Annotated in this window: 29 protein-coding genes; 15 read left to right on the top strand and 14 right to left on the bottom strand. The window is 65.7% G+C overall.

Annotation, left to right across the window (positions count from 1 at the left end):
- Positions 1-133: 133 nt before the first annotated feature.
- The 4 genes from NDI89_RS03315 to hemA all read left to right on the top strand — a co-directional run bounded on the left by NDI89_RS03315 (position 134) and on the right by hemA (position 3,897).
- A complete protein-coding gene (locus tag NDI89_RS03315; protein ID WP_277520092.1) occupies positions 134-553 on the top strand; it encodes a DUF5778 family protein in 420 nt (139 codons plus the stop codon).
- A 212-nt stretch (positions 554-765) separates the two neighbouring features.
- Positions 766-1,866: a siroheme decarboxylase subunit beta gene (ahbB, locus tag NDI89_RS03320; RefSeq protein ID WP_277520093.1), complete on the top strand. Its 1,101-nt coding sequence runs from the start codon at positions 766-768 to the stop codon at positions 1,864-1,866.
- 28 nt (positions 1,867-1,894) lie between these two features.
- A complete protein-coding gene (locus NDI89_RS03325; RefSeq protein ID WP_277520094.1) occupies positions 1,895-2,551 on the top strand; it encodes a precorrin-2 dehydrogenase/sirohydrochlorin ferrochelatase family protein in 657 nt (218 codons plus the stop codon).
- Positions 2,551-3,897, top strand: a complete 1,347-nt coding sequence (gene hemA / locus NDI89_RS03330) for a glutamyl-tRNA reductase (protein ID WP_277520095.1) — start codon at positions 2,551-2,553, stop codon at positions 3,895-3,897. Before NDI89_RS03325 ends, hemA begins: the two co-directional genes overlap by 1 nt.
- 159 nt (positions 3,898-4,056) lie before the next feature.
- On the opposite strand, the gene NDI89_RS03335 is transcribed toward hemA, so the two are convergent.
- Positions 4,057-4,389 (bottom strand): hypothetical protein, encoded by a 333-nt coding sequence (locus NDI89_RS03335; protein WP_277520096.1) that lies wholly within the window; start codon positions 4,387-4,389, stop codon positions 4,057-4,059.
- Positions 4,390-4,535: 146 nt separating this feature from the next.
- Here NDI89_RS03335 and NDI89_RS03340 point away from each other — a divergent pair, with 146 nt between their 5' ends.
- A complete protein-coding gene (locus tag NDI89_RS03340) occupies positions 4,536-4,799 on the top strand; it encodes a glutathione S-transferase N-terminal domain-containing protein (RefSeq protein ID WP_277520097.1) in 264 nt (87 codons plus the stop codon).
- A 35-nt stretch (positions 4,800-4,834) separates the two neighbouring features.
- Here the strand turns inward: NDI89_RS03340 and NDI89_RS03345 are convergent, their stop codons facing one another.
- Together NDI89_RS03345 and NDI89_RS03350 are read right to left on the bottom strand one after the other, a co-directional pair.
- Complete coding sequence (locus NDI89_RS03345; protein ID WP_277520098.1) at positions 4,835-5,032, bottom strand: hypothetical protein; 198 nt, start codon at positions 5,030-5,032, stop codon at positions 4,835-4,837.
- Positions 5,033-5,185: 153 nt separating this feature from the next.
- A complete protein-coding gene (locus NDI89_RS03350) occupies positions 5,186-5,821 on the bottom strand; it encodes an HAD family hydrolase (protein ID WP_277520099.1) in 636 nt (211 codons plus the stop codon).
- A 204-nt stretch (positions 5,822-6,025) separates the two neighbouring features.
- On the opposite strand from NDI89_RS03350, the gene NDI89_RS03355 reads away from it, so the two are divergent.
- Positions 6,026-6,502 (top strand): DUF7344 domain-containing protein, encoded by a 477-nt coding sequence (locus NDI89_RS03355; protein ID WP_277520100.1) that lies wholly within the window; start codon positions 6,026-6,028, stop codon positions 6,500-6,502.
- Positions 6,503-6,623: 121 nt separating this feature from the next.
- On the opposite strand, the gene NDI89_RS03360 is transcribed toward NDI89_RS03355, so the two are convergent.
- Genes NDI89_RS03360 through NDI89_RS03370 form a run of 3 tightly spaced genes read right to left on the bottom strand, consistent with a single transcriptional unit; the run spans position 6,624 to position 9,559 of the window.
- Complete coding sequence (locus NDI89_RS03360) at positions 6,624-7,604, bottom strand: ABC transporter substrate-binding protein (protein WP_277520101.1); 981 nt, start codon at positions 7,602-7,604, stop codon at positions 6,624-6,626.
- Positions 7,601-8,623, bottom strand: coding sequence for an ABC transporter substrate-binding protein (locus tag NDI89_RS03365; RefSeq protein ID WP_277520102.1), 1,023 nt, complete (start codon positions 8,621-8,623; stop codon positions 7,601-7,603). Before NDI89_RS03365 ends, NDI89_RS03360 begins: the two co-directional genes overlap by 4 nt.
- 42 nt (positions 8,624-8,665) lie before the next feature.
- A complete protein-coding gene (locus NDI89_RS03370) occupies positions 8,666-9,559 on the bottom strand; it encodes an ABC transporter substrate-binding protein (RefSeq protein ID WP_277520103.1) in 894 nt (297 codons plus the stop codon).
- An 83-nt stretch (positions 9,560-9,642) separates the two neighbouring features.
- Here NDI89_RS03370 and NDI89_RS03375 point away from each other — a divergent pair, with 83 nt between their 5' ends.
- The gene (locus tag NDI89_RS03375; protein ID WP_277520104.1) at positions 9,643-10,005 is read left to right on the top strand and encodes a cupin domain-containing protein; all 363 of its coding nucleotides are present in this window, start codon (positions 9,643-9,645) and stop codon (positions 10,003-10,005) included.
- Positions 10,006-10,080: 75 nt separating this feature from the next.
- Positions 10,081-10,542 (top strand): VOC family protein, encoded by a 462-nt coding sequence (locus tag NDI89_RS03380; RefSeq protein ID WP_277520105.1) that lies wholly within the window; start codon positions 10,081-10,083, stop codon positions 10,540-10,542.
- Positions 10,543-10,658: 116 nt separating this feature from the next.
- On the opposite strand, the gene NDI89_RS03385 is transcribed toward NDI89_RS03380, so the two are convergent.
- The 4 genes from NDI89_RS03385 to NDI89_RS03400 all read right to left on the bottom strand — a co-directional run bounded on the left by NDI89_RS03385 (position 10,659) and on the right by NDI89_RS03400 (position 12,956).
- Entirely contained in the window at positions 10,659-11,222 is a 564-nt protein-coding gene (locus tag NDI89_RS03385) for an HTH domain-containing protein (RefSeq protein WP_277520106.1), read from the bottom strand.
- Positions 11,209-11,427 carry a MarR family transcriptional regulator gene (locus NDI89_RS03390; RefSeq protein WP_307729224.1) on the bottom strand — a complete coding sequence of 73 codons (219 nt, stop codon included), beginning with the start codon at positions 11,425-11,427 and terminating at the stop codon, positions 11,209-11,211. Before NDI89_RS03390 ends, NDI89_RS03385 begins: the two co-directional genes overlap by 14 nt.
- Before the next feature lie 496 nt (positions 11,428-11,923).
- Positions 11,924-12,205 carry a 4a-hydroxytetrahydrobiopterin dehydratase gene (locus NDI89_RS03395; RefSeq protein WP_277520107.1) on the bottom strand — a complete coding sequence of 94 codons (282 nt, stop codon included), beginning with the start codon at positions 12,203-12,205 and terminating at the stop codon, positions 11,924-11,926.
- Positions 12,206-12,296: 91 nt separating this feature from the next.
- The gene (locus tag NDI89_RS03400) at positions 12,297-12,956 is read right to left on the bottom strand and encodes a helix-turn-helix domain-containing protein (RefSeq protein WP_277520108.1); all 660 of its coding nucleotides are present in this window, start codon (positions 12,954-12,956) and stop codon (positions 12,297-12,299) included.
- Between the two features lie 166 nt (positions 12,957-13,122).
- On the opposite strand from NDI89_RS03400, the gene NDI89_RS03405 reads away from it, so the two are divergent.
- Positions 13,123-13,530 carry a hypothetical protein gene (locus NDI89_RS03405; protein WP_277520109.1) on the top strand — a complete coding sequence of 136 codons (408 nt, stop codon included), beginning with the start codon at positions 13,123-13,125 and terminating at the stop codon, positions 13,528-13,530.
- Positions 13,531-13,646: 116 nt separating this feature from the next.
- Here the strand turns inward: NDI89_RS03405 and NDI89_RS03410 are convergent, their stop codons facing one another.
- The gene (locus NDI89_RS03410) at positions 13,647-13,853 is read right to left on the bottom strand and encodes a dodecin family protein (protein ID WP_277520110.1); all 207 of its coding nucleotides are present in this window, start codon (positions 13,851-13,853) and stop codon (positions 13,647-13,649) included.
- 90 nt (positions 13,854-13,943) lie between these two features.
- On the bottom strand, positions 13,944-15,374 hold the full coding sequence (locus NDI89_RS03415) for an MATE family efflux transporter (RefSeq protein ID WP_277520111.1): 1,431 nt from the start codon (positions 15,372-15,374) through the stop codon (positions 13,944-13,946).
- Between the two features lie 109 nt (positions 15,375-15,483).
- Here NDI89_RS03415 and NDI89_RS03420 point away from each other — a divergent pair, with 109 nt between their 5' ends.
- Positions 15,484-16,044, top strand: a complete 561-nt coding sequence (locus NDI89_RS03420; RefSeq protein ID WP_277520112.1) for a DUF8173 domain-containing protein — start codon at positions 15,484-15,486, stop codon at positions 16,042-16,044.
- 6 nt (positions 16,045-16,050) lie between these two features.
- Here NDI89_RS03420 and NDI89_RS03425 read toward each other — a convergent pair whose 3' ends face one another.
- Positions 16,051-17,136 carry a geranylgeranyl reductase family protein gene (locus NDI89_RS03425; RefSeq protein WP_277520113.1) on the bottom strand — a complete coding sequence of 362 codons (1,086 nt, stop codon included), beginning with the start codon at positions 17,134-17,136 and terminating at the stop codon, positions 16,051-16,053.
- Between the two features lie 87 nt (positions 17,137-17,223).
- Between NDI89_RS03425 and NDI89_RS03430 the strand changes: the two genes are divergently transcribed.
- From NDI89_RS03430 to NDI89_RS03450, 5 genes are all read left to right on the top strand, one after another.
- On the top strand, positions 17,224-18,072 hold the full coding sequence (locus tag NDI89_RS03430; protein ID WP_277520114.1) for a cyclase family protein: 849 nt from the start codon (positions 17,224-17,226) through the stop codon (positions 18,070-18,072).
- Positions 18,069-19,064, top strand: coding sequence for a fumarylacetoacetate hydrolase family protein (locus tag NDI89_RS03435; protein WP_277520115.1), 996 nt, complete (start codon positions 18,069-18,071; stop codon positions 19,062-19,064). The genes NDI89_RS03430 and NDI89_RS03435 overlap by 4 nt, the downstream gene beginning before the upstream one ends.
- 147 nt (positions 19,065-19,211) lie before the next feature.
- On the top strand, positions 19,212-20,018 hold the full coding sequence (locus NDI89_RS03440) for a hypothetical protein (RefSeq protein WP_277520116.1): 807 nt from the start codon (positions 19,212-19,214) through the stop codon (positions 20,016-20,018).
- 196 nt (positions 20,019-20,214) lie between these two features.
- Positions 20,215-20,988: a DUF6230 family protein gene (locus NDI89_RS03445; RefSeq protein WP_277520117.1), complete on the top strand. Its 774-nt coding sequence runs from the start codon at positions 20,215-20,217 to the stop codon at positions 20,986-20,988.
- Positions 20,985-21,434, top strand: a complete 450-nt coding sequence (locus NDI89_RS03450) for a DUF6114 domain-containing protein (protein ID WP_277520118.1) — start codon at positions 20,985-20,987, stop codon at positions 21,432-21,434. The genes NDI89_RS03445 and NDI89_RS03450 overlap by 4 nt, the downstream gene beginning before the upstream one ends.
- Here NDI89_RS03450 and NDI89_RS03455 read toward each other — a convergent pair.
- Positions 21,417-22,070: a helix-turn-helix domain-containing protein gene (locus NDI89_RS03455; RefSeq protein ID WP_277520119.1), complete on the bottom strand. Its 654-nt coding sequence runs from the start codon at positions 22,068-22,070 to the stop codon at positions 21,417-21,419. The genes NDI89_RS03450 and NDI89_RS03455 overlap by 18 nt on opposite strands.
- Positions 22,071-22,550 lie beyond the last annotated feature (480 nt).

Here is a 22,550-nt window from a genome sequence, read left to right on the forward strand (position 1 = left end):
CTATGTGTCTTGTGTGTGATGAAGTGCCATCGAAACGGAGCGGGGCGCTCCCGATGAATTCCCGTCGAACGACGGGTCGTGCGCGCTCTCGGAATCGTGACGGCTATGAGTCCGGCGGTGCTCGAACCCGACAATGGCAGACGCGAACTCCGACGCGCTCGACGAGGATCTCTACCAGCGCACCAAGGCACTGCTCGAGCCCGGCGACATCGCCCTCAACGGGGCGGTCGTCCACACCGACTACGACGGGCAGGAAGACATCAAGATGATGCAGGCGACGATCGACGTCGGCGACGTCATCGCCGAGCACTCCGGGCACGACCCGACCGACTGCTACGTCTACTCGGGCAACGACGACCCCGACTTCTCCTCGAATCAGCATCAGGGCCTGACCCTCGAGGACGAGGAATTCGTCTGGGAGTGTCAGCAACTGCTCCGAGAGGGCAGCTTCGACATCGTCATCTACTACGAGGCGAGCGCGGACCACGAAGCGATTCTCGAGGACGTTCGGGAACTGGGCTTCGACGTGACCGGCGTCGAAGGGGAGGACTAGTTCGGACGCGGCGAGGGCTGTCGCTCCGTCCTCGTCCCGTCGGTACCGCCCGGACGAGAACCGCTGTCGCCGCGTGAATCGGCGGGTAGACGATCGTCGACGGGGTTCAGCGGGATTCGCCGGGATTCGTCGGGGGCATTCGAGCGGACACCGGACGGCGTTCGGGAACCGTCTCCGGTCTGCTTATACTGTGGCAGTCCCGAGAGCCTCGTATGAGCACGGACGTCGACCTCACGGAACGCGAGCGGGCGGTCGTCAACGCCTTTCAGGGCGGATTTCCCGTCGTGGAACGGCCGTTCGAGCCGGCCGCGGACGCCATGCGCGACCGCGGGGTCGACATCGACGCGTCGGAACTGCTCGAGATCGTTCGGGACCTCGACGAGCGGGGCGTCCTCTCCCGATTCGGGTCGCTCGTGAACGCCCAGGAGATCGGCGGCGCGGCGACGCTCGTCGCCATGCATGCCCCCGACGACCGGTTCGACGAGATCGTCGAGCGGGTCAACGACCGCCGCGAGGTGGCCCACAACTATGAGCGCGAACATCCGCACCTGAACGTCTGGTTCGTCGTGAGCGTCGCCGACGGCGAGGCGCGAACCGCGAGCGACCGCATCGAGGAGGTACTGGCCGAAATCGAAGCCGAAACGGGACAGGCAACGTACAACCTGCCCAAACAGCAGGAGTTCCGCGTCGAAGCCAAGTTCTACGTCGACGGGCCGTTCGACGGCGACGGGGACCCCGACGCCGCCGGAATCGACTGTACCGAACTCGGACCGGACGTCTCGCCGACCGACGAGTCCGCGCTCTCGCCGGCCGAACGGGACCTCGTCCTCGAGATCCAGGACGGCTTCCCCCCGACCGAAACGCCGTACGCGGACGTCGCCGAGGCGGTCGGGCGGGACGTCGAGTGGGTGCTCGAGACGATCGCCCGATTCGATCGCGAGGGGAAGATTCGGCGGATCGGCGTCGTGCCGAACCACTACGCGCTGGGCTACACGGAGAACGGAATGACGGTCTGGAACGTCCCGGACGAGGTCGTTCCCGAGGTCGGCCCCGACGTCGCCTCGCTGCCGTTCGTGACGCACTGTTACCGCCGGCCGCGCCACGAGGGGGTCTGGCCGTACAACTTCTTCGCGATGACCCACGGTCGCAGCGAAGCGGAGAGCCAGCGGCGCATCGAACGGGTTCGCGAGACCATGAGCGAGCACTGGGACGTGGCCGACGAGGACTGGGACTCGCTGTTTTCGACGCAGATATTGAAGAAGACCGGGATTCGGCTGGCAGAGCGCGCCGACGCGAACACGAGAGAGCGGTGACATCGGATAGTCGACTCGACCGACCACAATGATCCCACTACTGCACGATTTCACGGACGCGACGGTGCTCGTCGTCGGCGGCGGTCCGGTCGGAGCCCGGAAAGCGCGACGGTTCGCCCGCGAGGCGCAGGTCGTCGTCGTCAGCCCCGCCTTCGCAGATCGGGACTTCGGCGAGGCCGAACTGATTCGTGCCGCACCGACGGCCGACGAGGTCCCGGCGTGGCTCGAGCGAACGACGCCCGCGCTGGTCGTCGCCGCGACGGACGACGAGGCGATCAACGAGGCCGTCGCCGATGCGGCCCGCGACCGAGGCGTCCTCGTCAATCGGGCGGATCGGTCGGGGGAGCGCGAGGCCGACAGCGTCGTCGTTCCCGCAACCGTGCGCGAGGATCCGGTGACCGTCGCGGTCGCGACCGGCGGGACGGCACCCGCGCTGAGCAAGCATCTCCGGCAGGAACTCGAGGAGACGCTCGACGGGGCCGGCGAGATGGCACGGGTCTGTGCGGGACTTCGCGAGGAGCTCAAGGCGCGTGACGTGGCGGTCGACCGACGCCGGGAGATCGTTACGGACGTCGTCAATTCTCCGGATGTTTGGACAGCTTTACGTACGGGTACTTCCAACTGTCCGCAAGTGATCGAGGACGTGCTCGGCGAGGAACTGGCAACCGAGGGGGATCAGCCGTGATGTCGACCGGGGTCGTGACTGCCGGGCGAGTGACCCACAGGAGTGGCACCGTCGACCAGCTGGCCGCCGTCAGCCCCGAGAGTCAGGACGCCGCGGTCGCGGAACTCCTGACAGTTCCCGACATCGAGGAGGCGTACGTCCTCTCGACGTGCAATCGGGTCGAGGCGTACGTCGTCGGCTCGGACCACGCCGTCGGCCGCGCCGCCCTCGAGGAGTTTTTCGCCGGTGTCGACGACGAAGCCATCGTGACGACCGACCACGACGACAGTCTCCGGCATCTGCTTCGGGTGGCCGCCGGGCTCGAATCAGTGATCCTCGGCGAGGATCAGATCATCGGTCAGGTCCGGACCGCCTACGAGGACGCCCGCGACGCCGACGGCATCGGCTCGATGCTCGAGTCGGCCGTCACGAAGGCGATCCACGTCGGCGAGCGGGCCCGTACCGAGACCGCGATCAACGAAGGTGTCGTGTCGCTCGGCTCGGCTGCGACGCGACGCGTTGCAAAAGAGATCGACCTCGAGGGAGCGGTCTCTCTGGTCGTCGGGGCCGGCGAGATGGGGCAACTCGCCGCGCGCAGTCTGGCCGCGGCCGGCGTCGACGAACTCGTCGTCGCCAACCGAACCGTCGCCCACGCGGACCATCTCGTCGACGACGTTACGGACGAGACCGGCGTCACGGCGAGGGCCGTGCCGCTCGAGGCGCTCGACACCGTCGCGACCCGTGCCGACGTCGTCGTGGCGGCGACCGGTAGCGAGGAACCGGTACTCGAGCGTCGCCATCTCGCGGACGGCGACGCGACCGGAGCCGAGCCGGAGCAGGTGGTCGTCGACCTCGGGCAACCCCGCGACGTCGCCCCGACGGCGACCGCGCTGCCCTCGGTGTGCGTCTTCGATCTCGACGACCTCGAGTCGATCACCGACGAGACCCGCGAGCAGCGAGCCGACGCCGCTCGCGAGGTCGAGGCGATTATCGATCGCGAGTTCGACCTGCTCTGTGAACAGTACAAGCGGGCCCGCGCCGACGAGGCGATCGCGGCGATGTACGAATCGGCCGAGCGGATCAAGGAACGGGAGGTCGACACCGCGCTGTCACACTTCGACGGCGAGGTGACCGAGAGCCAGCGCGAGGTCGTCGAATCGATGGCCGACTCGCTGGTCAACCAGTTGCTCGCTCCCCCGACGAAGAGTCTGCGGGAGGCGGCCGCCGAAGACGACTGGAGTACGATCCACACTGCACTCCAGCTGTTCAATCCGGAGTTCGACGCGGAGGACGGCGCATTCGCACCGCCCACAGCCGTCACCGGCGCGAACGGCGAGGCGGGGATCGGCGCGACCGACGACGATTGATCGGAGCGCGACGCTCGAGCGATACGACCGATTTTCGGACGATTCGACTCGATAGTCAGCGTACCGTTCGGTATCGGGTTCTGCAGTTACGCAACGCGGCCGAATAGAACGTCGCAGAGCCGCCGCACTCACTGCAGAGTCAGCCGCGTCGAAGCCGTATTATCGATTCGGCGCGCCGTACTCGACGTGGACCGTGGGGACGCTCGAGGAATCGGGCGCTTCGGTCCCGTTCCAGTCGACGAGCCGGACGTTCGCCATCTGGCCGGAGAAGCGGAATCGCTGGACGCCGACGTCGATCGCACCCTCGGCGACGCCGCCGGCGACGACCGTTCCCTCGGCGACGGGATCGTCGGCGAGCATCTCGAGATCGCCGTCGACGGCGATCTCGTAGTTCGACGGAACGCCGCGTCCGACGATCGTCACGAGGTTGGGAAGCGCACTATCCGTTGCAGCCGCGTCAGCTCGGTTCTCGACCGATGTGTCGCGTGCCATGCTTCGATAAGTCGAACATCCCGGCATAAGCTTTCTTGTCGAAAAAATGGTAAGAAAGCGTGACTATGGCGACTGGGCTACTACTAGCCGCCAACGGGAGTTACCGGGCCAACGTTTAGGGTCGGTAGTGTAGTCGGGACTATCGAATGCTCGAACTCTACCAGGCGGAGAGCTGTCCTCACAGCGCGGACGTCCGGCAGAAACTGACCGATCTCGGCGTCTCGTACGTGATTCACAATCCCCGGCGACCCGGCCACGAGGGCGGCGACGTGCGCAACGACTGGACCCACGAGGCGATGATAGATCTCGGCGGCGAGGATGCGATCCCGTTTCTCGTCGATACCGACCGCGAAGAATCCCTCTACGAGAGCGACGAAATCGTCGACTACCTCGAGGAACACTACTCGTAGCTACGTCCCCGACCCGACGGTCGAAATGCGGCCGATCAGTCGTTCGACGGGATCAGATCGCGGACGAGAACCGCACCGGGGATAGCCGGCGCGGTCGGACGAACGATCGACTCGGTCGAGTCGATCGCGTGCCCCGTGTCGACGTGGTGATCGATCGCCGCCCGGGAGCGGTTCCGTCGTGACGGTTCCTCGGCCGCGTTCAGATGCCAGTCGCAGTCGAGACAGTACTTCATCGTAACTCGATCTCCGGCCGTACCCGTGAAGCCCTTTTGATCCGGTCTCGAGCGGGACTCGAGTATCGCCCTCGGTGCGTACTCGAAAACGCGACTCCGGGCCCTCCGTCTCGCTCCAGCGGGATGCGCTCGACCCGAGCTGTCGTCACCCACTCAGTATAACTCGTCGAACGAGCGGACGCGGTAATCGCCGAGCACACACTGACCCCGCCGTTCGTGACCGACCCGTTCGACGTGGATCGCATCGAGACCGGCGTTCCAGGCCGCGCCGACGTCGTTCGCACCGTCACCGGCGAGGACGCCCAGATGGCCGTTGTGAGCGACACCGAGGTCGGTCATCACCCGCTGGACGGGTCCCGGATCGGGCTTCCAGCCCGTCTCCTCGGTGCAACACAGCCGCGCGTCGAACCAGTCTCGGATTCCGAGGTTGTCGAGGACCGGCTCGCAGAGGAACTCCTGACAGTGCGTGACCAGTCCGACCGGGGCGTCGAGCTCCGCGACGAACGCGGCGTCCTCGTGCAGATAGGTCTGTTCGGCCCGCACCAGCGGATCCTCCTCGTCGTGGAACGCCTCCCAGAAGGATTCGGGGTCGACGCCCCACTCCTCGAGTTGCCGGTCCCGAGAGCCGGTCAGGCCGTTCCAGAGGATATCGGCCTCCCGGTCGGTGAACTCGCGGCCGAGCCGGTCGCCGACCCGGTCGAACACGTCGCGAGTGTAGGCCCACTCGACGTCGACGAGCGTCCCGTCGAGGTCGAGCAGCCAGAAGTCGTACTCACGCTCGAGGTCCATCGGAGGAAGGTCTATGCGGTTCTCGAGTAAATGTTTATCGCCGTTCAGCGGGCGAAGCGGAGAGCCAGCCCCCGCGTACGGATCGGCTACCGGTCCAGTCCGACCCATCCTCGTCTCAGCTACTATCGAGCGGTGAGCGACCTATAAATAACCCATCGGATACCACCCCGAATATATAACCGGATAGTACGCCCTCCTACTGGCATGGTCGAGACGGATTCGGACGCCAGCGGCGATCACCGGCACAGCGGCCTCGAGGACCAAACCCGCATCGGTTCGGAGATGGGCGATGACGGAGCGGCCGATCTCGACGAACTGTTACGGATACTGAGTAACCGGCGTCGCCGGTGTGTTCTCTACTGTCTGGACGCCGCGGACCATCGAGACGTCGAGACGCTCGCGAAACGCGTCGTGACCCGGTTGGAACGAACGGTTCCGGACGATCGTGCCGAGGTCAGATACGACGACGTCGAGCTCTCGCTCGTCCACGTCGACATCCCGATGTTGGAGGATGCCGACGTCATTTCGTACGACCGGCGACGCGGCGATCTGTGTCTCGACTGCCCGCCGACACGCATCGAACCCCTTCTCGAAACGTGTGCCGCACTCGACCCGTGTGCCGAGACGGACGACGGACGCGAGAGCGACGAGTTGGAAGCCGCATCGTCGTGCGACCGGTGAACCGCCTCGAGGTCAAGTGCTTCGAGAGACCGACGGTCTCTCGTCGTCCCGAGAATCGTTGATTCTCGGACGGCCCCGAGGCGCTCGACTCGTTTCGCCCGTCGACCGATTCCCGGAGCCGTTACTCCGTCGTCGATCGAACTCGATCGGCGTACTCGGTCACGACCGGGTCGTCGGGCCGGAGCGAGTCGGTCCACGCCGCGTCCGGATCGATATCGCCGTCGAGCAGGGCCGTCTCGGAGAGCGTCTCGCCGAGCCGACGCCAGCGGTCCGGATCCTGCGCGCCCCACCCGTGCGTTCGGACGTGCGGCGTGAACTGTAACTGGTGTGCGGCGGTTTCGAACTTGCGCCGCTCGATCCCTCGATTGCGCTCGAGCGTCGCGTTTCTGTCGACCAGAACGTCGATCGCACGCTCCGGGTCCCGAGTCGCGGCGGCCCAGCCCCGGGCGGTCGCTCGCAGGAAGGATCGAACCGTCTCCGCTCGCTCGGCCGCGAATTCGGGACCGGTGACGAGCGTCATCCCGTAGATATCCAGATACTCGCCGATCGGAAGCTCGTCGGGCGTTCGATCGTGCTCCCGGCCGATTTCGATCCCGTTGGTGACCACGCCGACCGCGGCGTCGACCGTCCCGTCGATCACCTTGTGCTGGACGCGGTGGTGCGTGTGCGGATCGACGTCGTGGAGTTCGACTTCGTCCCGGATGCCCGCGTTCTCGAGCAACTGGGCGGTGAGGATCCGCGTCTTCGTCGCGGAGGGCGCGATGGTCCGACCGGCGAGTTGCTCGGGTTCGGAGAGCGGTTCGCCGAAGACGTCCCGCAGGGTGTAGACGGCCGCCGGCGTCTTCTGGGTCACCGCGGCGACCGCGAGCGGGTCGAACCCCTCGCTCTGTTTCGCCAGCACGGCGCTCGCACCGGCGAGGGCGATGTCCGCGTCGCCGCGGGCGGCGCGTTCGGCCGCGTACGGCGAGCCGTGGCCCTCGACGAACTGGATCTCGAGGCCCTCCTCGCGGTAGAACCCGTCCTCGCGGGCGAGGAAGTACGGCGACTGGAAGCCGTTTGGCTCCCAGTTGAGCTGGAAGGAGACCGGATCGGTCGCGGTCACGCCTCCACCTCGAGGTCGGTCCGGAACAGCCCGTCGGGGAGGTCGTCGATGCCGAGCGTGTCCGCGCCCGCGATGGATCTGAGGTGGTCGAACAACCGTTCCATCCCCGCGACGGTGGTCTCGTCCCAGTCGGGAACGACCATCTCGCGCCACCGGTCGCGGACGGCGCGGACGACCGCGGGGTCGCTCTCGTACATGAGTCGCTCGCCGATCTCATCCCAGAGCTCGTCGTCCCGTTGCAGCCGCTCGACGGCGTCCCGAAAGGCACCCTGAAACCCGCGGATTGCGTCCGGATGCGCGTCGAGATACGCCTCGCTCGTCAGGAACGTCGAGACGGGGATCGGCCGATCGGCGTCGGTATCGATCCCGGCGTCCGCGAGGCGGTCGACGAGCCGCGACATCGGCAGGACCTCGCGGTAGGGCCCGGTCTCGACGATCTCCGGAACGATCTGCCAGAACTGCAGGATCGCGTCGACCTCGCCGTCCTCGAGCAGCCGGGTGAGTTCGACCTTCGAGCCGGCTTCGACCGGTGTGGCCGTCTCGTCGGGGTCGAAGCCGTGAAACTCGCGGCAGGCCGCCCGGACGAGGATCCAGTTCTTGTCGAGGCGTCTGACGACGCCGACTCGGTGCCCGGAGAGATCCGCGAGCCCCTCGATCGGCGAGTCGGTCGGCGCGACCAGCCCGCCGACCGTCTGGCCGTAGGGGTGGACGGCGACGATCGGCGCGCCCGCGGCCCGCTCGCGGGCCGTCGAGATGTAATCGATGTCGATCAGATCGGCGTCGCCCTCCTGGAGTTTCGCCTCGACGGTCTCGCGGCCCTCGTCGAGTTCGTCGGAGACGAGTTGCAAGTCGAGATGGAACCCGCGGTCGTGATCGTAGCCGAACCGTTTGATCGTATAGAGCATGTACCGCGGGCTGCCGTTGTGTTCGAATCGTGCGCGCAGGACGGCTCGATCGCCCGGGTCGCCCTGAAACTCGTCGATCGCGGCCTGCTGGGAACCGATGTCGATGGTGGTCATGGCTGTCGTCTGGTTGGGGGAATCTGGTGTCTCGAGAGGCGATCACAGCGGCGCGACGATGTCGTCGATCGCCGCGCTCTCGTCGATCAGTCCGCGGGACTGCATCCACTCGAGGTGGTCGTCCAGTTCCGCGGGATCGACGGGGTCGGGAACCTCGTACCGCGGGACGGTGAGCTCCTCGCGGACCGCGTCCACGTCGACGTCCTCGAACAGCTCGGGTGCGACCGCCGCATCGGCCTCGAGCAGTTCCAGATACGTGCCGCGGAACGCGTCGGGCTCGGCATTGATATCGTCGACCGCGCGGCCGTAAGCGCGGAGGAACGCCTCGAGAACGTCCCGATCGACGTCGTCGCTGCCGACGATCCCCATGTGGTTGTCGTACTCGAGGAGTCGCCGGAAGCCGAGGTGATCGGCGAGGGTGCTGTGGGGATCGATGAGCGTCACCGCGTCGACGCGGCCCTCGGAGAGCGCCCGCAGTCTGTCCGTCGGCATTCCGCAGCCGACGAGGTCGATCTCCGCCGGGGAGACGTAGTCCTCGAGGGCTTTGCGGGCGGTGTACTCCTGGCCGGTCCGGCGGTTGACGCCGACCGGAACGTCGGCGAGGTCGGCCGGCGTCTCGACGTCGGTGTCGGGGCGCGTGAACACCGTGTACGGGAGATCGGCGAAGGTCCCGTTCGCGACCACCCGGCCGTCGCCCATGGTCCACGTCCGGCGGATGCTCTCCCACTTGCAGATGGGGTAGAGATCCACGTCGTACTCGCCCGTCAGCGTCTCCGCCGCGGGAATGTACTTGACGGACACGTCCCGTCTGTCCCGTTCGACCAGGTCGACCGCGAGCCCCTCGTCGCGGAAGTAGCCTCGTTCGGTCGCTACCTTCTGTGGTAACACGAACGAGAACGGGAGGTGGAACACCCTGACAGCACGGTCTGCTAACATGGGACACGCCACACCGTTGAGATGCTTAAAACGTTTTCACGATACGTTTATCTGTGATTCCGTGGAGAGTGACCCCCGTTCCCATGGAACAGTTATCGACAGCCCGTGCGGAGTTCGAGGAGGTCGCCGACGGGGTCCACCTCGCGCCGCTTCCGGCAGGGAAACGGGCGGGGATGATCTACTGGCGAATCGAACCGGGGGCGACGTTGCCGTCGCATTCCCACTCGAACGAGCAGCTCGGCTTCGTCACCGACGGGGAACTCGTCGCGATCGTCGAGGGCACGGAGTACGCGCTCGAGGCCGGCGACGCCTACATGTTCTCGAGTAACGAGCGACACGGTGCCGAAAACCGGAGTGCTGACGACGCGATCGGCATCGGCGTCCTCGCACCGCCGCGAGAAGAGCCCGACTGGCGACGGACGGCGTCGGCGGTCGATCGGGGGTGAGAGCCCCGCGGGAACCACCGCGCGCCGGAGGGGGTCACGACCAGTATATTGAACGTCCTCGTCGTACTGGCATCCATGGACGCCGTCGACCACATCAACGTCGATGTCGACAGCCTCGACCCGTGTTACGAATTCTACCGGGAGACCCTCGAGCTCGACCTACTCAGACCGCCCGCAGATTTCGAGGGCGACCACGCGATGTTCCGGGCCGGCGAGACCGTCGTGACGCTGGCCGAAACGGGCCGCGCCGAGAACTGGGACGAGCGAGGGCTCGCCCATCCCCTCGACAAGGCGCATCTCGCGTTCGAGACCGACCGGCAGACCTACGATTCACTGATCGACGCCCTCGAGGGACAGTTTCCGAACCAGGGACCCTACGACTGGGGCGAGTTCGAGGGGTTCTACGTCCTCGATCCCGACGGAAATCTCCTCGAGGTCGTCACCTACGAGGCCCCCGAGGGCGACCGATCGCGACCGTTGCTCACGCACGACGTCGTGGAGGAGGCGGACTCGAGCGGTGCCGAAGATCTCGGGTAGATCGAATTCGGCCGGTGGGAATTAAATCGGCGGCCGGCGGGACTCGCGAACAGTTGTTCACCACGAATCGGCCGGAAAGCGGCCGTCGTACCGGTATCTTCGGATCGACGTTTCCCTCACTGCCCCTCCAGCAGCGGTTTCCGATCGATCTGAGAGCTACGGACGGGCTCGTCGAGTGCCCGCGTTTCGACCGTCGCGAGCCACTCGTCGACGGTATACGTGCACTCGTCGTCCGTGTACGATAGTTCCGTACACGGGACGACGCCGCGAAGGACCTCGGCGTCGCCGTCCTCCTCGTAGAGCGCCAGCGCTACGAGCGGCACTCGCACCCGTTCGCGCGCCTCGGCGTCGACGCCGAGCGGTGACGGGGGGACCGTTCGCCGACGGAACCCCGGCTCGAGCGAATAGCCGTGTCGGTCGGCCCACCGTTCGAACTCGGCCACGAGTTCGTCGCACGTCGGTTCCGTCTCCGCCGCGACGGAGTGTCGTGGCGGCCATCGGGAGACGTCCACCTCGTCGACGCAGCCGCATTCCCGGAGCGTTCGGAGGCGCTCGACGAGCGTCGTGATCTGTTCGGAGACGCCGGTCGGGATAGCCGATCGCACGTAGCAGTCGATGTGGACGTGCCCCCGGGAACCGGAATCGACGAGCAGCGGTACGCCGGGTTCACGTGCAGACATAGCCACCCTCCGTGCGCTCGACGAGGTCCGTCGCGGCGAGGGACTCGAGAACGGCAAAGAGCGTGAGTTTGGACGGTCCGAGCGTCCGCTGTAGATCGGTCACCCTCGCGTCGCCGCCGGCGAGAAGGGACAGATACGCGAGTTTCGCCCGTGAGGATGCGAGTTCGTCCGGAACGGATAGCCGTTGTTCGCTCGTAAACATCATAGAAGCCGGCCACAGGTGAGCATATAAATATGGAGGGGGCCACGTTATCACCCATCACCTTCCCCCGCGGTGTGGTCGATACGGAAGCGCATCGACGGGGCAACGCGATCGCATCGACGGCCATTCGAGCGGACCCGGATATAAAGGTGTATTTAAATTGCGTTGTGATTAGGAATACCGTACATCGATTTTAGACGGGGCTTGTAATACCGTCGGGACGGGCCGGTTGCGGTGGCCAGCATATCTCGCACGACCAATGATTCGATCGGGCAATCGATTTCGACGTTGCGACCGACCGGCGGTATCGAACGAGTGGGAGGCGCTCTCCGCCCACGTCGCGGATGGACCGGTCGCTCCGGCCGAGACGAGGGGTCCGGAGCGCGGCACCGAACGGACGAACTCGTCACTGGACGCACCCCTCGAGGCGGGCCGGCGACGCCGCTATCGTCGGTCGTGAAGTCGGTCGAACGTCCGCTGAACGGTCCGAATTTCGGACTCAGGCGTTGCGTTCGGACTCGATCAGTTCCGCCATTTCGATATCCTTGTCGGTGATGCCGCCGTCCTCGTGGGAGGTCAGCCGGATCTCGACGCCGGAGTATCGGATGATGATCTCGGGGTGATGGAACTGCGCCTCGGCGATTTCGCCGACCATCTGTGCGAAGTTGACGCCGCGAAGGTAGTCGTCGAACTCGTACATTCGCACGATCTCGTCGTCGTCCTGTTCCCAGTTGTCAGGGAGATGGTCGTCGATCTCCGCGTCGGAAAGTCGGTCAGCCATGTGGGGGCGAACGCAATCCAATCAAATAACCATTGTGCCGTGTTCCCGTCCTATCACGGCACTCAGCGATCGCTCGGACGGCGATCCGCGGTCACTCGAGTCGCGATCGCTCCCCCGGGGGCTGGAGTTCGGCATCGACCAGCGTCTCGTAGGCCCGTCGAAACCGTTCGGAGAGCGCCTGATGGGAAATCCCCAGTTCCTCGGCCAGCTCTTCCATCGAAACGCCGCGAGGAATTTCGAAGTAGCCGTACTCGAGGGCCGCCTCGAGGGCTTCCTGCTGTTCGGGCGTCAGGCGCGTCTCGTGATCGTCGACGTCGGTCACGTCGGTCACGCGCCGGAGGTCGGCGTTGATCCCCCGATCGACCAGCCGATCGTACGCGTCACACAGCGCATCGCGGTCGCGGTAGCGAACCGTCACCTGCCACCAGCCGTCGCTCGCCCGCGCTTCGAGCAGCGAGCCGCCGTTCGCGAGCAGGTCGTCCCAGAGCCGGGTCGTTCCCGTCCCCTCGGTGAAGGTGACGTCGTACAACAGCCGCGATCCCGTTTCGACGAGGAGGTCGGCCTCGTCCACCGAGGGGTCCGCCTCGAAGGCGTCGGTGGCCGTCTCGCGATCGACGCCGGCGACCCACAGCGAGGGACGCGTCTTCGATACCGAGGACTCGAGTTCGAACGTGGCCTCCGGCGCGCGCTCGAACGCGGTCGCCAGCACGGAGTCGGCCGCCGGAAGCCGGAGATCGGCTATCGTCGACATCGGGCTTCGTACACCGTCGACGCGTAAAAACCGCTATTGCGACGGCCCTGACTGTCGGGATCGGTGATACCGGCCGCCGGACTCGAGTCGGGCTCTCGACCGGACCGGTCGACGACCGGAACTGGCCGGCCACACCGTCAAGGGCGACACCCACCGAACACGCAGTATGAGCTCGCGTATCGACGCCGAGACCGACTTCGAGGAGTTGACCACCCGCATCCGTACGCAGTCACAGCAAGCGCCGGGATCGGACACGGAACGGGTGACGATCCGATCGCTCGAGGACGTCTCCGCGGACGCGCTCGCGACCCTGCTCGAGGCGGCCGAGAGCGAACACCTCGAACCGGGGGCGCTCGTCTTCGTTCTCTCGCGGGCCAACGCCGAACAGCTGGTCGAGCGGGAGTCCGACATCGACGACGTCGACGACCTCGAGGAGGTGCTGGGTCGGCGGGTTCGGGTCGAAGACGAGATGCCCGACGAGACGATTCTCCTGTTGCATCCCGACGCCATCGAGGGGGAGGAGCTGGTCGAACCCGAAGCGATCGCCTGCGGAATCGTCGGCACGGACGGCTAACGGCTACCCGTCCGAAGGGGCCGTTCGAGGTGTCACCTGCCCGGACGCCGACCGATACCCGCGCGGCGACCTTCGGAGTCGGGTCGCTGGTGCGCGCCGAACAGCAGCCCGAGACCCTAGCGCTGGAGGCCGAACGAGACGTGGATCGTCGTCGTGTACGATTCGATCCGGCCGTCCTCGACGTCCGCGGTCTGAGATTCGATTTTGATTCCCGTAATTCCCTCGAGCGTCTCGTCGGCGTCGTCGAGCGCGCTCTGTGCGGCGTCTTCCCAGGATTCGGTCGAGTTACCGACCAGTTTGATTACTTTGGCGGTTTCGCTCATGATGCGCGCCTACGGACACCGGCGAAGTGCATAGTCCTTGGCCGAGGGTGTGCTTGCTCGGCGTCCTCGTTTCCCGTCGGCTGTCGCGAGTTAGCTCGGCTCCGACGACGGCCGATACCGACGGCTCACCGCCTTCCACCGGCCGGTTCGGAACAGCCAGTAATTGATCCCGCCCGGGACGGCCGTCTCGAGGAAGAGCGCGAGGTAGAGTCCGCCGACGCCCAGCGGCGTGACCAGCCCCAGCGCGGCCGCCGGGAGGGCGAAGGCGTAGCGGCCGAGCAGGGAGGCGACGAACGGCCAGCGAGTGTCGCCGGCACCCAGCAGCGCCCCTGCAGCGGCGCCGTCGATACCGTATGCGATCGAACTGACCGCTCCGACGACGACGAACGCCGCGGCCTGCGCGGCCTCCGACGGGCCGGTGACGAACACCGCCGCGATCGGTCGAGCGAAGAGCACGACGAGAACCGCGATTCCGGTGTAGATCACCGTCGAGAGCCGGATGATGTCAGCGCCGTAGCCCCCGGCAACCTCCTCCTCGTTCGCGCCGAGATGCTGTCCGACGAGGGAGCTCGAGGCCAGCGACAGCCCCCAGTTGACGCTGTTGATCAGGGCGCGGACCCGGCGGCCGACCTCGAGGGCCGTGACGACGACCGGCCCGAACGAGGCGGCGATCCAGAGCAGGGGGAAGACGACGACCCCCTGTGCGAGCCGCCGACCGATCTCCGGCAGCGAGATCTCGATCAACTGGCGGAGCAGCGTCGGCTCGAGCCACGGCCCGCCTCGCGTGATCGGGACGGGACTGGGTTCCATGCCGAGCCGACCGTACGACCGGCCGAGCATGCCCCACGCGAGGACGACCGTCACGAACCCGCTCGCGAGGGTCGTCCCGATCGCGGCACCGGCGGCACCCAGACCGAACCCGAATATCAGCAGCCCGCTGAGGACGATATTGAGTACCGCGCCGCCGGCCCGGGCCACCATCTCGGTGAACGTGTCGCCGACGCCGGTGTACGTCCGGCTGGCGATGAGGTTGAGCAGTTCGAAGACGACGGCCGGCGCGACGTAGACGAGGTAGACGCTGCCGTGACGGAGCGCATCGGGACCCGCGCCGAGCAGCCCGATCAGACGGTCGGGGACGGCGAGAAAGACCCCTGCGACCGGAAGCGAAATCGCGGTCGCGAGCACGACGCTCTGGGTGACGGCCAGCGACGCGCGGCCGGTCTCCTCGCCGCCGTAATTCTGCGAGACGAGCGTGACGGTGCCGCCCGCGAGGCCGAGTCCCAGCAGCGTCACGATCTGCCAGTACCCGAGCGCGAACGCCAGCCCCGCAGTGCCCGCCGTCCCGACGGCGATCCCGACCATCGCGAGATCGGCCGTCTGCTTGGACATGATCGCGAACCCGGTGACGATTCGGGGCCACGCCAGCTCGGCGATGGGGCGGAACCGCTCGGCGTCGACGATCCCGCAGCGCTCGAGGAGTCCCGCGACGAACGCGAGCGCGGCCGACTGCCGATCCGTCATCGACCGCTCGTTTCGGGACCACCGCCTTCGATCTGTCGTTCGATGGACCGCAGCAGCCCCGAGAGAACCGATCAGCAAAATTTATACGAGAAATGTACAGATTGAAAACGTGTCACCACTCGCCTCGCTTCGCCTTCCGACGACGGTACTTGCAACGGTAGAGTTCCTGCTCGCCGAATCGTGGGCGGTGCTCGCCCAGCGGGAACCCGCGGGTATCGGTGCCGAAACGGCAGCCAGCACGCCGTGGTACGTCCAGTCGATCACTGCAGCAGTGATTACGCTCGTTATCGGCGGACTCCTAATCGCGATCGCACCGGACGGGACGCGCCGACAGACCGATCGCGTGCTCGAGCAACCCGGGGCCGCGTTCGTCTCCGGCGTCGTCAGTTTGGTCGCCGTGATCGGGGTCGCTTTCGTGTTGGCGATTACGGGAATCGGGATCGTTCTCGCGATTCCGCTGCTGCTGATTTTCGCTCTTCTAGCACTGGTCACCGGAGTGTACGGCTATCTCGCCGTCGGCAGACTCGCGAGCGACAGTTGGCCGCTCGCACTGGGCGTCGCGATCGTCGTCTCGGCGCTCGTCGGTGCGGTTCCCGTCCTCGGATCGATAGCCGGGTTCGTAATCAGTAGTATCGGATTGGGAGTGGTCGTCATGGATTCCATGGAGTAACACGACTCACGCCCGTGAGAGCAACGCTTTGAGGTGGTCCATCGAGACCAGCGACGTCGGCCGGTCCATATGGACGCCGATCTCGCCTGATAGCGCACCCAACCCGATCCGCTGGACGGGTTCGGGCAACGAGTACGCGCGCCGAATCCAGCGGCCGAGTCGCTGTTCCCGCTCTAAGTCGTCCCGCCAGGCGTGCTCGTAGGCCGCGAGGGTAGTCGGGCGATCGGGGTCGATCTCGCGGGCGGCGTGATCCGCGCTGGTCATACTGTAGAGGATCCCGCCGCCCGTGAAGGGCTTCGTCTGGGCGGCCGCGTCGCCGACGAGGAACGCGCGGCGAGTCGTCACCCGGTCCGGCGGGCCGATCGGGATCGCGCCCGAACAGCGGTGGGCGACGTCGATCTCGTAACCGTCGATCAGCTCCTCGAAGTGTTTGGTGACCTGCACGCCCGGCGGTGCCGCGAGACCGTACTCGACGCCGGCCTCGCCGCGCGGGATCCGCCACGCGAAGAACGTCGGCGGCGTCAGGTGAACGTCGACGAAATCCTCGTGGTCCGCTTCGTCCGAAAAGGCGAGGACGCCGTGGAGGAACTCCTCGGGCTCGGGGAGGGCGAGTTCCTCCCGAACCCTCGAGCGCGGGCCGTCGCAGCCGGCGACCATCTTCGCCTCGAACTCGACGGTTCCCTCGGGGCCGCTGGCGACGATCGCGACGCGGTCGCGGTGTTCGGTGACGCCCGTGACCGTGTGTTCCTCTCGAACGTCTGCTCCCGCATCGCGAGCGAGATCCGCAAGGTGGCGATCCAGCCCCACTCGATCGATGACGTTCGAGGCGACCTCGCGTTTGTAGAACGGGTACGCGTCGCTGTGCGGCCCGTCGACGTGGAACCGCGCGCCGTAGATCTCGTTCTGGAACAGCTCCTCGCGAGCGCCCTCGCCCGTGAACTCCCAGACGTCGGTACTGACGTGGCCCGAACAGGCCAGCGGCTCGCCGACCCGCCCCTTCTCGAGGGCGAGCACGTCGTACCCCTCCTCGGCGGCTCGGCGGGCGAAGCGCGCGCCCGGCGGCCCGACGCCCACGACGACGAAATCGTACATGCTCGTCACGTTCACACCGCTCGGTAAATAGTTTCTCGAGACTGTCTCGGAGCCACAACTATATGGGATCCGATAGTCGTGACAGCTATGTGCGGCCTGGTGACAGCCGACGAGACCACGCTGATCGACCTGAGTATCGGCCTCGAGGACGGCGTTCCGAGCGAGCCGACACCGCCGAGCATCGACGCGTTCGATCACGAGGCGGGCGCGGAACGGCTCGCCGAAACCCTCCGGGATCAGGGGTACGACGTCGACGCCGAGGACTTCCCCGACGGGATGGGGCTGGCCTGGGAGGATCTCGCGGTCATCCCCCACGCCGGGACCCACCTCGACGCGCCGTGGCACTACGGCCCCGAGGTCGACGGCGAGCCGGCGAAGACGATCGAGGAGATCCCCCTCGAGTGGTGTCGCGGAAATGCGGTCGTGCTCGACTTCCGGTGGATGGATCCGGGGAGCGAAATCTCCGCGGCCGACCTCGAGGACGCCCTGGCCGACCTCGACCACGACCTCTCGCCGGGCGAGATCGTCCTGATCCAGACGGGTGCCGACGAGCTGTGGGGCCAGCCGGAGTACTTGACCGAGTTCCCCGGCATGAGCGCCGGGGGGACGAAATTCCTCGTCGAACGAGGGATCAAGGTGATCGGGACTGACGCCTACGGCTTCGATAAGCCCTTCGCGACGATGGGCGAGAACTACGTCGACTCCGGCGACGAGGACGAGCTGTGGCCGGCCCACCTCGCGGGTCGAGAGGTGGAGTACTGCCAGATCGAGAAGATGGCCAATCTCGACGAGTTGCCCCGCAAGACCGATATTCCGCTGGTCGCGTTCCCGATCAAGATCGAGAACGGCAGTGCGGGGTGGGTGCGGCCGGTCGCGATGCTCGAGGGCGATGGGACCGACCTGATTGACGCCGCGAACGGGGGTGAGGGCGCGTGAAACTCGCCACCTTCGAGGTCGACACACCCGTCGGCCCCGTCGAACGCATCGGCGCCGTCGACGAGTCGAGCGCGTCCGACGACGCTCCCGCCGGCGAAGCGACGCTCGTGGATCTCACCGCGGCCTACGGCGCGGCGCTCGCGGACGAGGGCGAGCCCGCACCCGCGGACCTCGCCCGGACGCACGTCCCGCCGGAGATGATCGCCTTCCTCGAGCGCGGCGATCGGGCGATCGCGGAGGCGAGAGAGGCGCTCGAGTACGCGGCGGAAACGAACGCCGAACGCGGCCCCGGCGGCGCGAAGCTCCGGTACGAGCCCGGCGAGTACCGGCTGCTCGCGCCGCTACCGCGGCCCAACTCGCTGCGGGACTGCATGGCGATCGAAGAGCACGTTCGGAACAGCATGGACGGCGAGATCGCGGACGTCTGGTACGACCTGCCGGTCTACTACAAGGGCAACGCCGACAGCGTGGTCGCCCCCGGCGAGACGATCCAGTGGCCCGACTACTCCGAGATCATGGACTACGAACTCGAGATCGCGGCCGTGATCGGGAAACGCGGTCGCGACATTCCCGCCGAGGAGGCCGACGAGCACATCGCCGGCTACACGATCTTCAACGATTTCAGCGCTCGCGACATCCAGGGCAAGGAAATGGAGGGGCGGCTCGGGCCGGCCAAAGGCAAGGACTTCGCGAACGGGTTGGGGCCGTACGTCGTTCCCCGCGACGACATCGACGTGCTCGAGGCCCCGATGATCGCCCGGATCGACGGCGAAGTCTGGTCCGAGGGGACCGTCGACGAGATGTACCACTCCTTCGCCGACATCATCGAGCACATTTCCCAGTCCGAGACGCTCCACCCCGGCGACGTCATCGGCAGCGGCACCGTCGGCGAGGGCTGTGGCCTCGAATTAGGGCAGTGGCTCGAGGACGGAGACACCGTCGCACTCGAGATCGAGGGGATCGGCGTCCTCGAACACACGGTCGTCGACTGACGGCCGTGTCGTCGCGTCGGGAGGTGGCGGTTCCGGCCTCGAGTTCGCTGTTAGCGGAATCGGAACCCACGGATAAACGCCCGGAAATAGCCCCGGCAATACATATCGGAGTGAGTGACATTTCGTTAGAGAACACCGTACTCGGATATGATCAGTCGATCCGCCCTCGCGGCCGTCTGTCTGGGTATCGTTATCGTCGTGAGCCTCCCCGCCGGGGCATACGCCACTCTGTCGAGTTCGGGGCCGGCATCACCCACGTCTCTCGCACAGGACGACCCCTATCGCTACCAGTGTCTCAATACCGCACCGGCCGAAAACGTCTCGATGAACGCCTACGAGCAGAACACGACGGACCTCCGGACGCAGTCGGCGACCGTATCGTCGACCGGGAACGGAACCACTGCCAGAGAGGGGTTCATAGAGATCGAGTCCGAGTTTATCAACGGGAATCAGACGTGTTTCGACAGGGTATCGACGGAAAAGAAGACGATGATGCTGCAGCTCAAGGGCGTTCAGTTCGAGAACACCTCGGTCCGCGGCCCGTGGACCGATATCGTGTTCGGACAGGGCGAGGCGGACGTGGTCACGATCCTGCTGCCGGGGAACGAATTCCTGGACGTGTTGCGGCAGATGGGCGTCAGTGAGGGGTTCATCGAATTCTTCGAAGAGGAGTACGACCTGGCTTCGACCGGCGACGCCGAAACGACAGCAGGGCAGACGGAAACTGACGGTCCGGCGAACGAGTCAAACGATTCTACCGAGAACGTGACCGAGTCGGACGAGCCCACGGAGAACGCGACTGAGTCGGACGGCGAAAGCGGAAATACGACGGACGACACCGGCGGAGGGGGTGAGGATTCGACCGGAGCGAACGAGACCGGGACCGAGTCGGTCGTCGACTCGATCGAATTAGCGGGCGAGCCGTCCGAGGCGGCGATCGTGCAACCCCGATAGCAAACGGTCGCCAGCCGCTGATTGCTACCGACCGCGGCGGGACGGCCACCTCCCGACGAAACTCAGTAGCCGATCCGACAGTCCGACACACCGCCAGCACGGACCGCACGCCGACGTGGCGGTGTCCGACTACTTATACGTCCGGCCATATACGTACAAAATTATAATTATATATGTATGAAACGTCCGAGCACCTGTGCCAACCGATCGCAAGAAATTCATCGTCGCCTTCCTCGGCGCGAACGTCCTGCTGATTAGCGTCGTCGGGGGCTTCGCGACCACCGGGACAAGTGTCGCCGTCCCGATGAGCGATACCGGCGGGTTCACCGTCGCGTTCGACGAACTCGAGGGCAACGGGTTCGAGCAGTACTCGACGATGGAGGACAACGGGGTCTGTGAGCAGTACCCCGTCAGCGAGACGCGCATCGACAACGGAACGATCGAGGGGCTCCACCTGTTCAAGGACCTCGAGATGCCCGTCGCGAACGACACGGTCAGAGTGTCGATACGAGCGGACAGCATGGAGTTCGAGGGGCTCACCCAGCGCTTTACGTATCTCGAAGGGGATCTCTCGTTCGACGGGGAACAGGTCGTCGAATACGACGACGATCGGGATCGAATGCGGATTTCGGCCCGGAACATCACCATCGAGAACAGTTCGATTCAGACCGAAAACCAGTACATCACCTACCTGTCGTTGGACGAGCTGGACGTCGACGTAGAGACGAATCCCGACGATGCGGGCGTCGACGCACCGGACGTCGAGTGTCTCTCGGAGGGGAGTTCCGACGGTAACCAGTCTAGTGGTAACGGTTCCAGCGGTAACCAATCCGACGATATCAGTTCCGGCGGTAACGAGTCTGGGAGAGATAGTTCCAACGGAAATGAATCCACAAATAGTAGTGCCATAGGTAATACCTCCGCGGATAACAGCTCCGTGAGGGCTGCCGTCGCAGATAACGGACGATGAACGACGAACGTCTGATCCGAGTCAGCGTGTGGCGGGACGAGCGGCCGTTCTGGGGGGGAACGATACTGACGATCGCCGGGCTCGTCATCGCCGTCGTTCCGCTAACCCTCGCGTTCCGGTTCGGGATGGGAACGACTCCATACGTCCTCGTCGGGCTCTCCTCCGCTTTCCTCGTGTCGCTGTCCGGTATCCTCTCGCTCCGCCGGCCGGAGCGTGCGGACTACTTCGGCGCGGTCGGCATCCTGTTCGCAGTCGCCTCGATATTCGGCGCGCTCGGCGGGTTCGGACTCGGAACGGTTCTCGGAATGGTGGGCGGTTCGCTCTGTCTCGCATGGGTTCCCGCCGACGGCGCGGCCGACGATCCGTCGCCGGAAACCGAGTCAGTTCTGAGCCGACTCCGGTCGCGCTGTCGCGGGGCCGTCGACTCCCTATCCCAAGAGCGATAAAAAGACCGCGGATTCGGCCTTGCGAAGGTGTTCGTCGACGGTACTCGTCGCACAGTCGAGTTCGTTCGCGATATCCTGATGGGTCGCCCGCTTCGGAACGTCGTAGTAGCCGATTTCCACCGCCGTTCGGAGCACCTCCTGCTGTCGCGTCGTCAGGTCGAATATCGACCACTTGGACGTCGGATCGTACTCACCGGTTTTGATGATCTCGTAGTCGAATCCCTCGGGAATCGCCCGATACGCGTCCTGGATCATCTCGTCCGTTCCCGCGACGGTGAGTCGAAGCGAGCCGTCCCCGGCGAACTCGATCGGCGTTTCGACGATGAGCCCGTCCTGGCCGACGAGCGACATGAGTTTCGAGGCCGGTTCGCCGGAGTCGAGGTACAAGTAACAGTAGAGGTCCGAACCCGCACCCTCGAAGAGATCCCAATCGAGGACGAGCGGATGGTCCTCGACCCGTGACGCGAGGGTCTCGCTGTCTCCGCGGAGTCGATACAGCAGGATCCCGGTCCCGTCCGGGAACGAATCGACGTAGACGATTTCCGATCGTTCGAGGCCGGGTTCGGTCGCCAGTCGCTGCCCGGCGGGATGGACGGCACCGGTCGGTGGCGTTAGCTCGAGTCGGACGTACCTCATCGTTCGACCCAGCTGCGGTCTCGGGATCCCGACAATGCCCTCTCGTCGAGTCTCGGAGTCGGATCCGAAGCCATCATTCCTCTCGCTGCGGTACCGTTCGTGGTGCACCGAACTGTCTCGGGAGTACGTTTCTGACTGGTATCCGGTGTCGTTTCGTCGATCATGAATCTCGACTGGTCCGTCTGCCGACGGGTATCTCGGGTCTCGAGAGCGACGCTCGCTGCGAGTCGCGTAGACGAACTGGCCCGTGTCGATCCCACGCTACGACTCGACGTGAGCGTCCCAGCGTACTCGCCTCCGTCCGGTCGGTTCCGTCACAGATACTGACTCATCGACCGTGCATAAAAGTATTATTCCGTCTATAGCTCAGAGTTTAAATAAGGATCGGCGACGGCATCGGTCCAAGTCACTGAAACGGCCGTCGTCGGGCCCCCGTTCGGCCGAACGTGGCGACTAGAATTACCGCTCGAGCGAAACTCG

It is taken from the genome of Natrinema salsiterrestre, assembly GCF_029502005.1.
Lineage (GTDB): Archaea > Halobacteriota > Halobacteria > Halobacteriales > Natrialbaceae > Natrinema > Natrinema salsiterrestre.

Bases quoted from the DNA above. Each gene is read 5' to 3' on its own strand.
- NDI89_RS03315 (WP_277520092.1), top strand. From the start codon at position 134: ATGGCAGACGCGAACTCCGACGCGCTCGACGAGGATCTCTACCAGCGC.
- ahbB (WP_277520093.1), top strand. From the start codon at position 766: ATGAGCACGGACGTCGACCTCACGGAACGCGAGCGGGCGGTCGTCAAC.
- NDI89_RS03325 (WP_277520094.1), top strand. From the start codon at position 1,895: ATGATCCCACTACTGCACGATTTCACGGACGCGACGGTGCTCGTCGTC.
- hemA (WP_277520095.1), top strand. From the start codon at position 2,551: ATGTCGACCGGGGTCGTGACTGCCGGGCGAGTGACCCACAGGAGTGGC.
- NDI89_RS03335 (WP_277520096.1), bottom strand. From the start codon at position 4,389: ATGGCACGCGACACATCGGTCGAGAACCGAGCTGACGCGGCTGCAACG.
- NDI89_RS03340 (WP_277520097.1), top strand. From the start codon at position 4,536: ATGCTCGAACTCTACCAGGCGGAGAGCTGTCCTCACAGCGCGGACGTC.
- NDI89_RS03345 (WP_277520098.1), bottom strand. From the start codon at position 5,032: ATGAAGTACTGTCTCGACTGCGACTGGCATCTGAACGCGGCCGAGGAA.
- NDI89_RS03350 (WP_277520099.1), bottom strand. From the start codon at position 5,821: ATGGACCTCGAGCGTGAGTACGACTTCTGGCTGCTCGACCTCGACGGG.
- NDI89_RS03355 (WP_277520100.1), top strand. From the start codon at position 6,026: ATGGTCGAGACGGATTCGGACGCCAGCGGCGATCACCGGCACAGCGGC.
- NDI89_RS03365 (WP_277520102.1), bottom strand. From the start codon at position 8,623: ATGACCACCATCGACATCGGTTCCCAGCAGGCCGCGATCGACGAGTTT.
- NDI89_RS03370 (WP_277520103.1), bottom strand. From the start codon at position 9,559: ATGTTAGCAGACCGTGCTGTCAGGGTGTTCCACCTCCCGTTCTCGTTC.
- NDI89_RS03375 (WP_277520104.1), top strand. From the start codon at position 9,643: ATGGAACAGTTATCGACAGCCCGTGCGGAGTTCGAGGAGGTCGCCGAC.
- NDI89_RS03380 (WP_277520105.1), top strand. From the start codon at position 10,081: ATGGACGCCGTCGACCACATCAACGTCGATGTCGACAGCCTCGACCCG.
- NDI89_RS03385 (WP_277520106.1), bottom strand. From the start codon at position 11,222: ATGTCTGCACGTGAACCCGGCGTACCGCTGCTCGTCGATTCCGGTTCC.
- NDI89_RS03390 (WP_307729224.1), bottom strand. From the start codon at position 11,427: ATGATGTTTACGAGCGAACAACGGCTATCCGTTCCGGACGAACTCGCA.
- NDI89_RS03395 (WP_277520107.1), bottom strand. From the start codon at position 12,205: ATGGCTGACCGACTTTCCGACGCGGAGATCGACGACCATCTCCCTGAC.
- NDI89_RS03400 (WP_277520108.1), bottom strand. From the start codon at position 12,956: ATGTCGACGATAGCCGATCTCCGGCTTCCGGCGGCCGACTCCGTGCTG.
- NDI89_RS03405 (WP_277520109.1), top strand. From the start codon at position 13,123: ATGAGCTCGCGTATCGACGCCGAGACCGACTTCGAGGAGTTGACCACC.
- NDI89_RS03410 (WP_277520110.1), bottom strand. From the start codon at position 13,853: ATGAGCGAAACCGCCAAAGTAATCAAACTGGTCGGTAACTCGACCGAA.
- NDI89_RS03415 (WP_277520111.1), bottom strand. From the start codon at position 15,374: ATGACGGATCGGCAGTCGGCCGCGCTCGCGTTCGTCGCGGGACTCCTC.
- NDI89_RS03425 (WP_277520113.1), bottom strand. From the start codon at position 17,136: ATGTACGATTTCGTCGTCGTGGGCGTCGGGCCGCCGGGCGCGCGCTTC.
- NDI89_RS03430 (WP_277520114.1), top strand. From the start codon at position 17,224: ATGTGCGGCCTGGTGACAGCCGACGAGACCACGCTGATCGACCTGAGT.
- NDI89_RS03440 (WP_277520116.1), top strand. From the start codon at position 19,212: ATGATCAGTCGATCCGCCCTCGCGGCCGTCTGTCTGGGTATCGTTATC.
- NDI89_RS03450 (WP_277520118.1), top strand. From the start codon at position 20,985: ATGAACGACGAACGTCTGATCCGAGTCAGCGTGTGGCGGGACGAGCGG.
- NDI89_RS03455 (WP_277520119.1), bottom strand. From the start codon at position 22,070: ATGAGGTACGTCCGACTCGAGCTAACGCCACCGACCGGTGCCGTCCAT.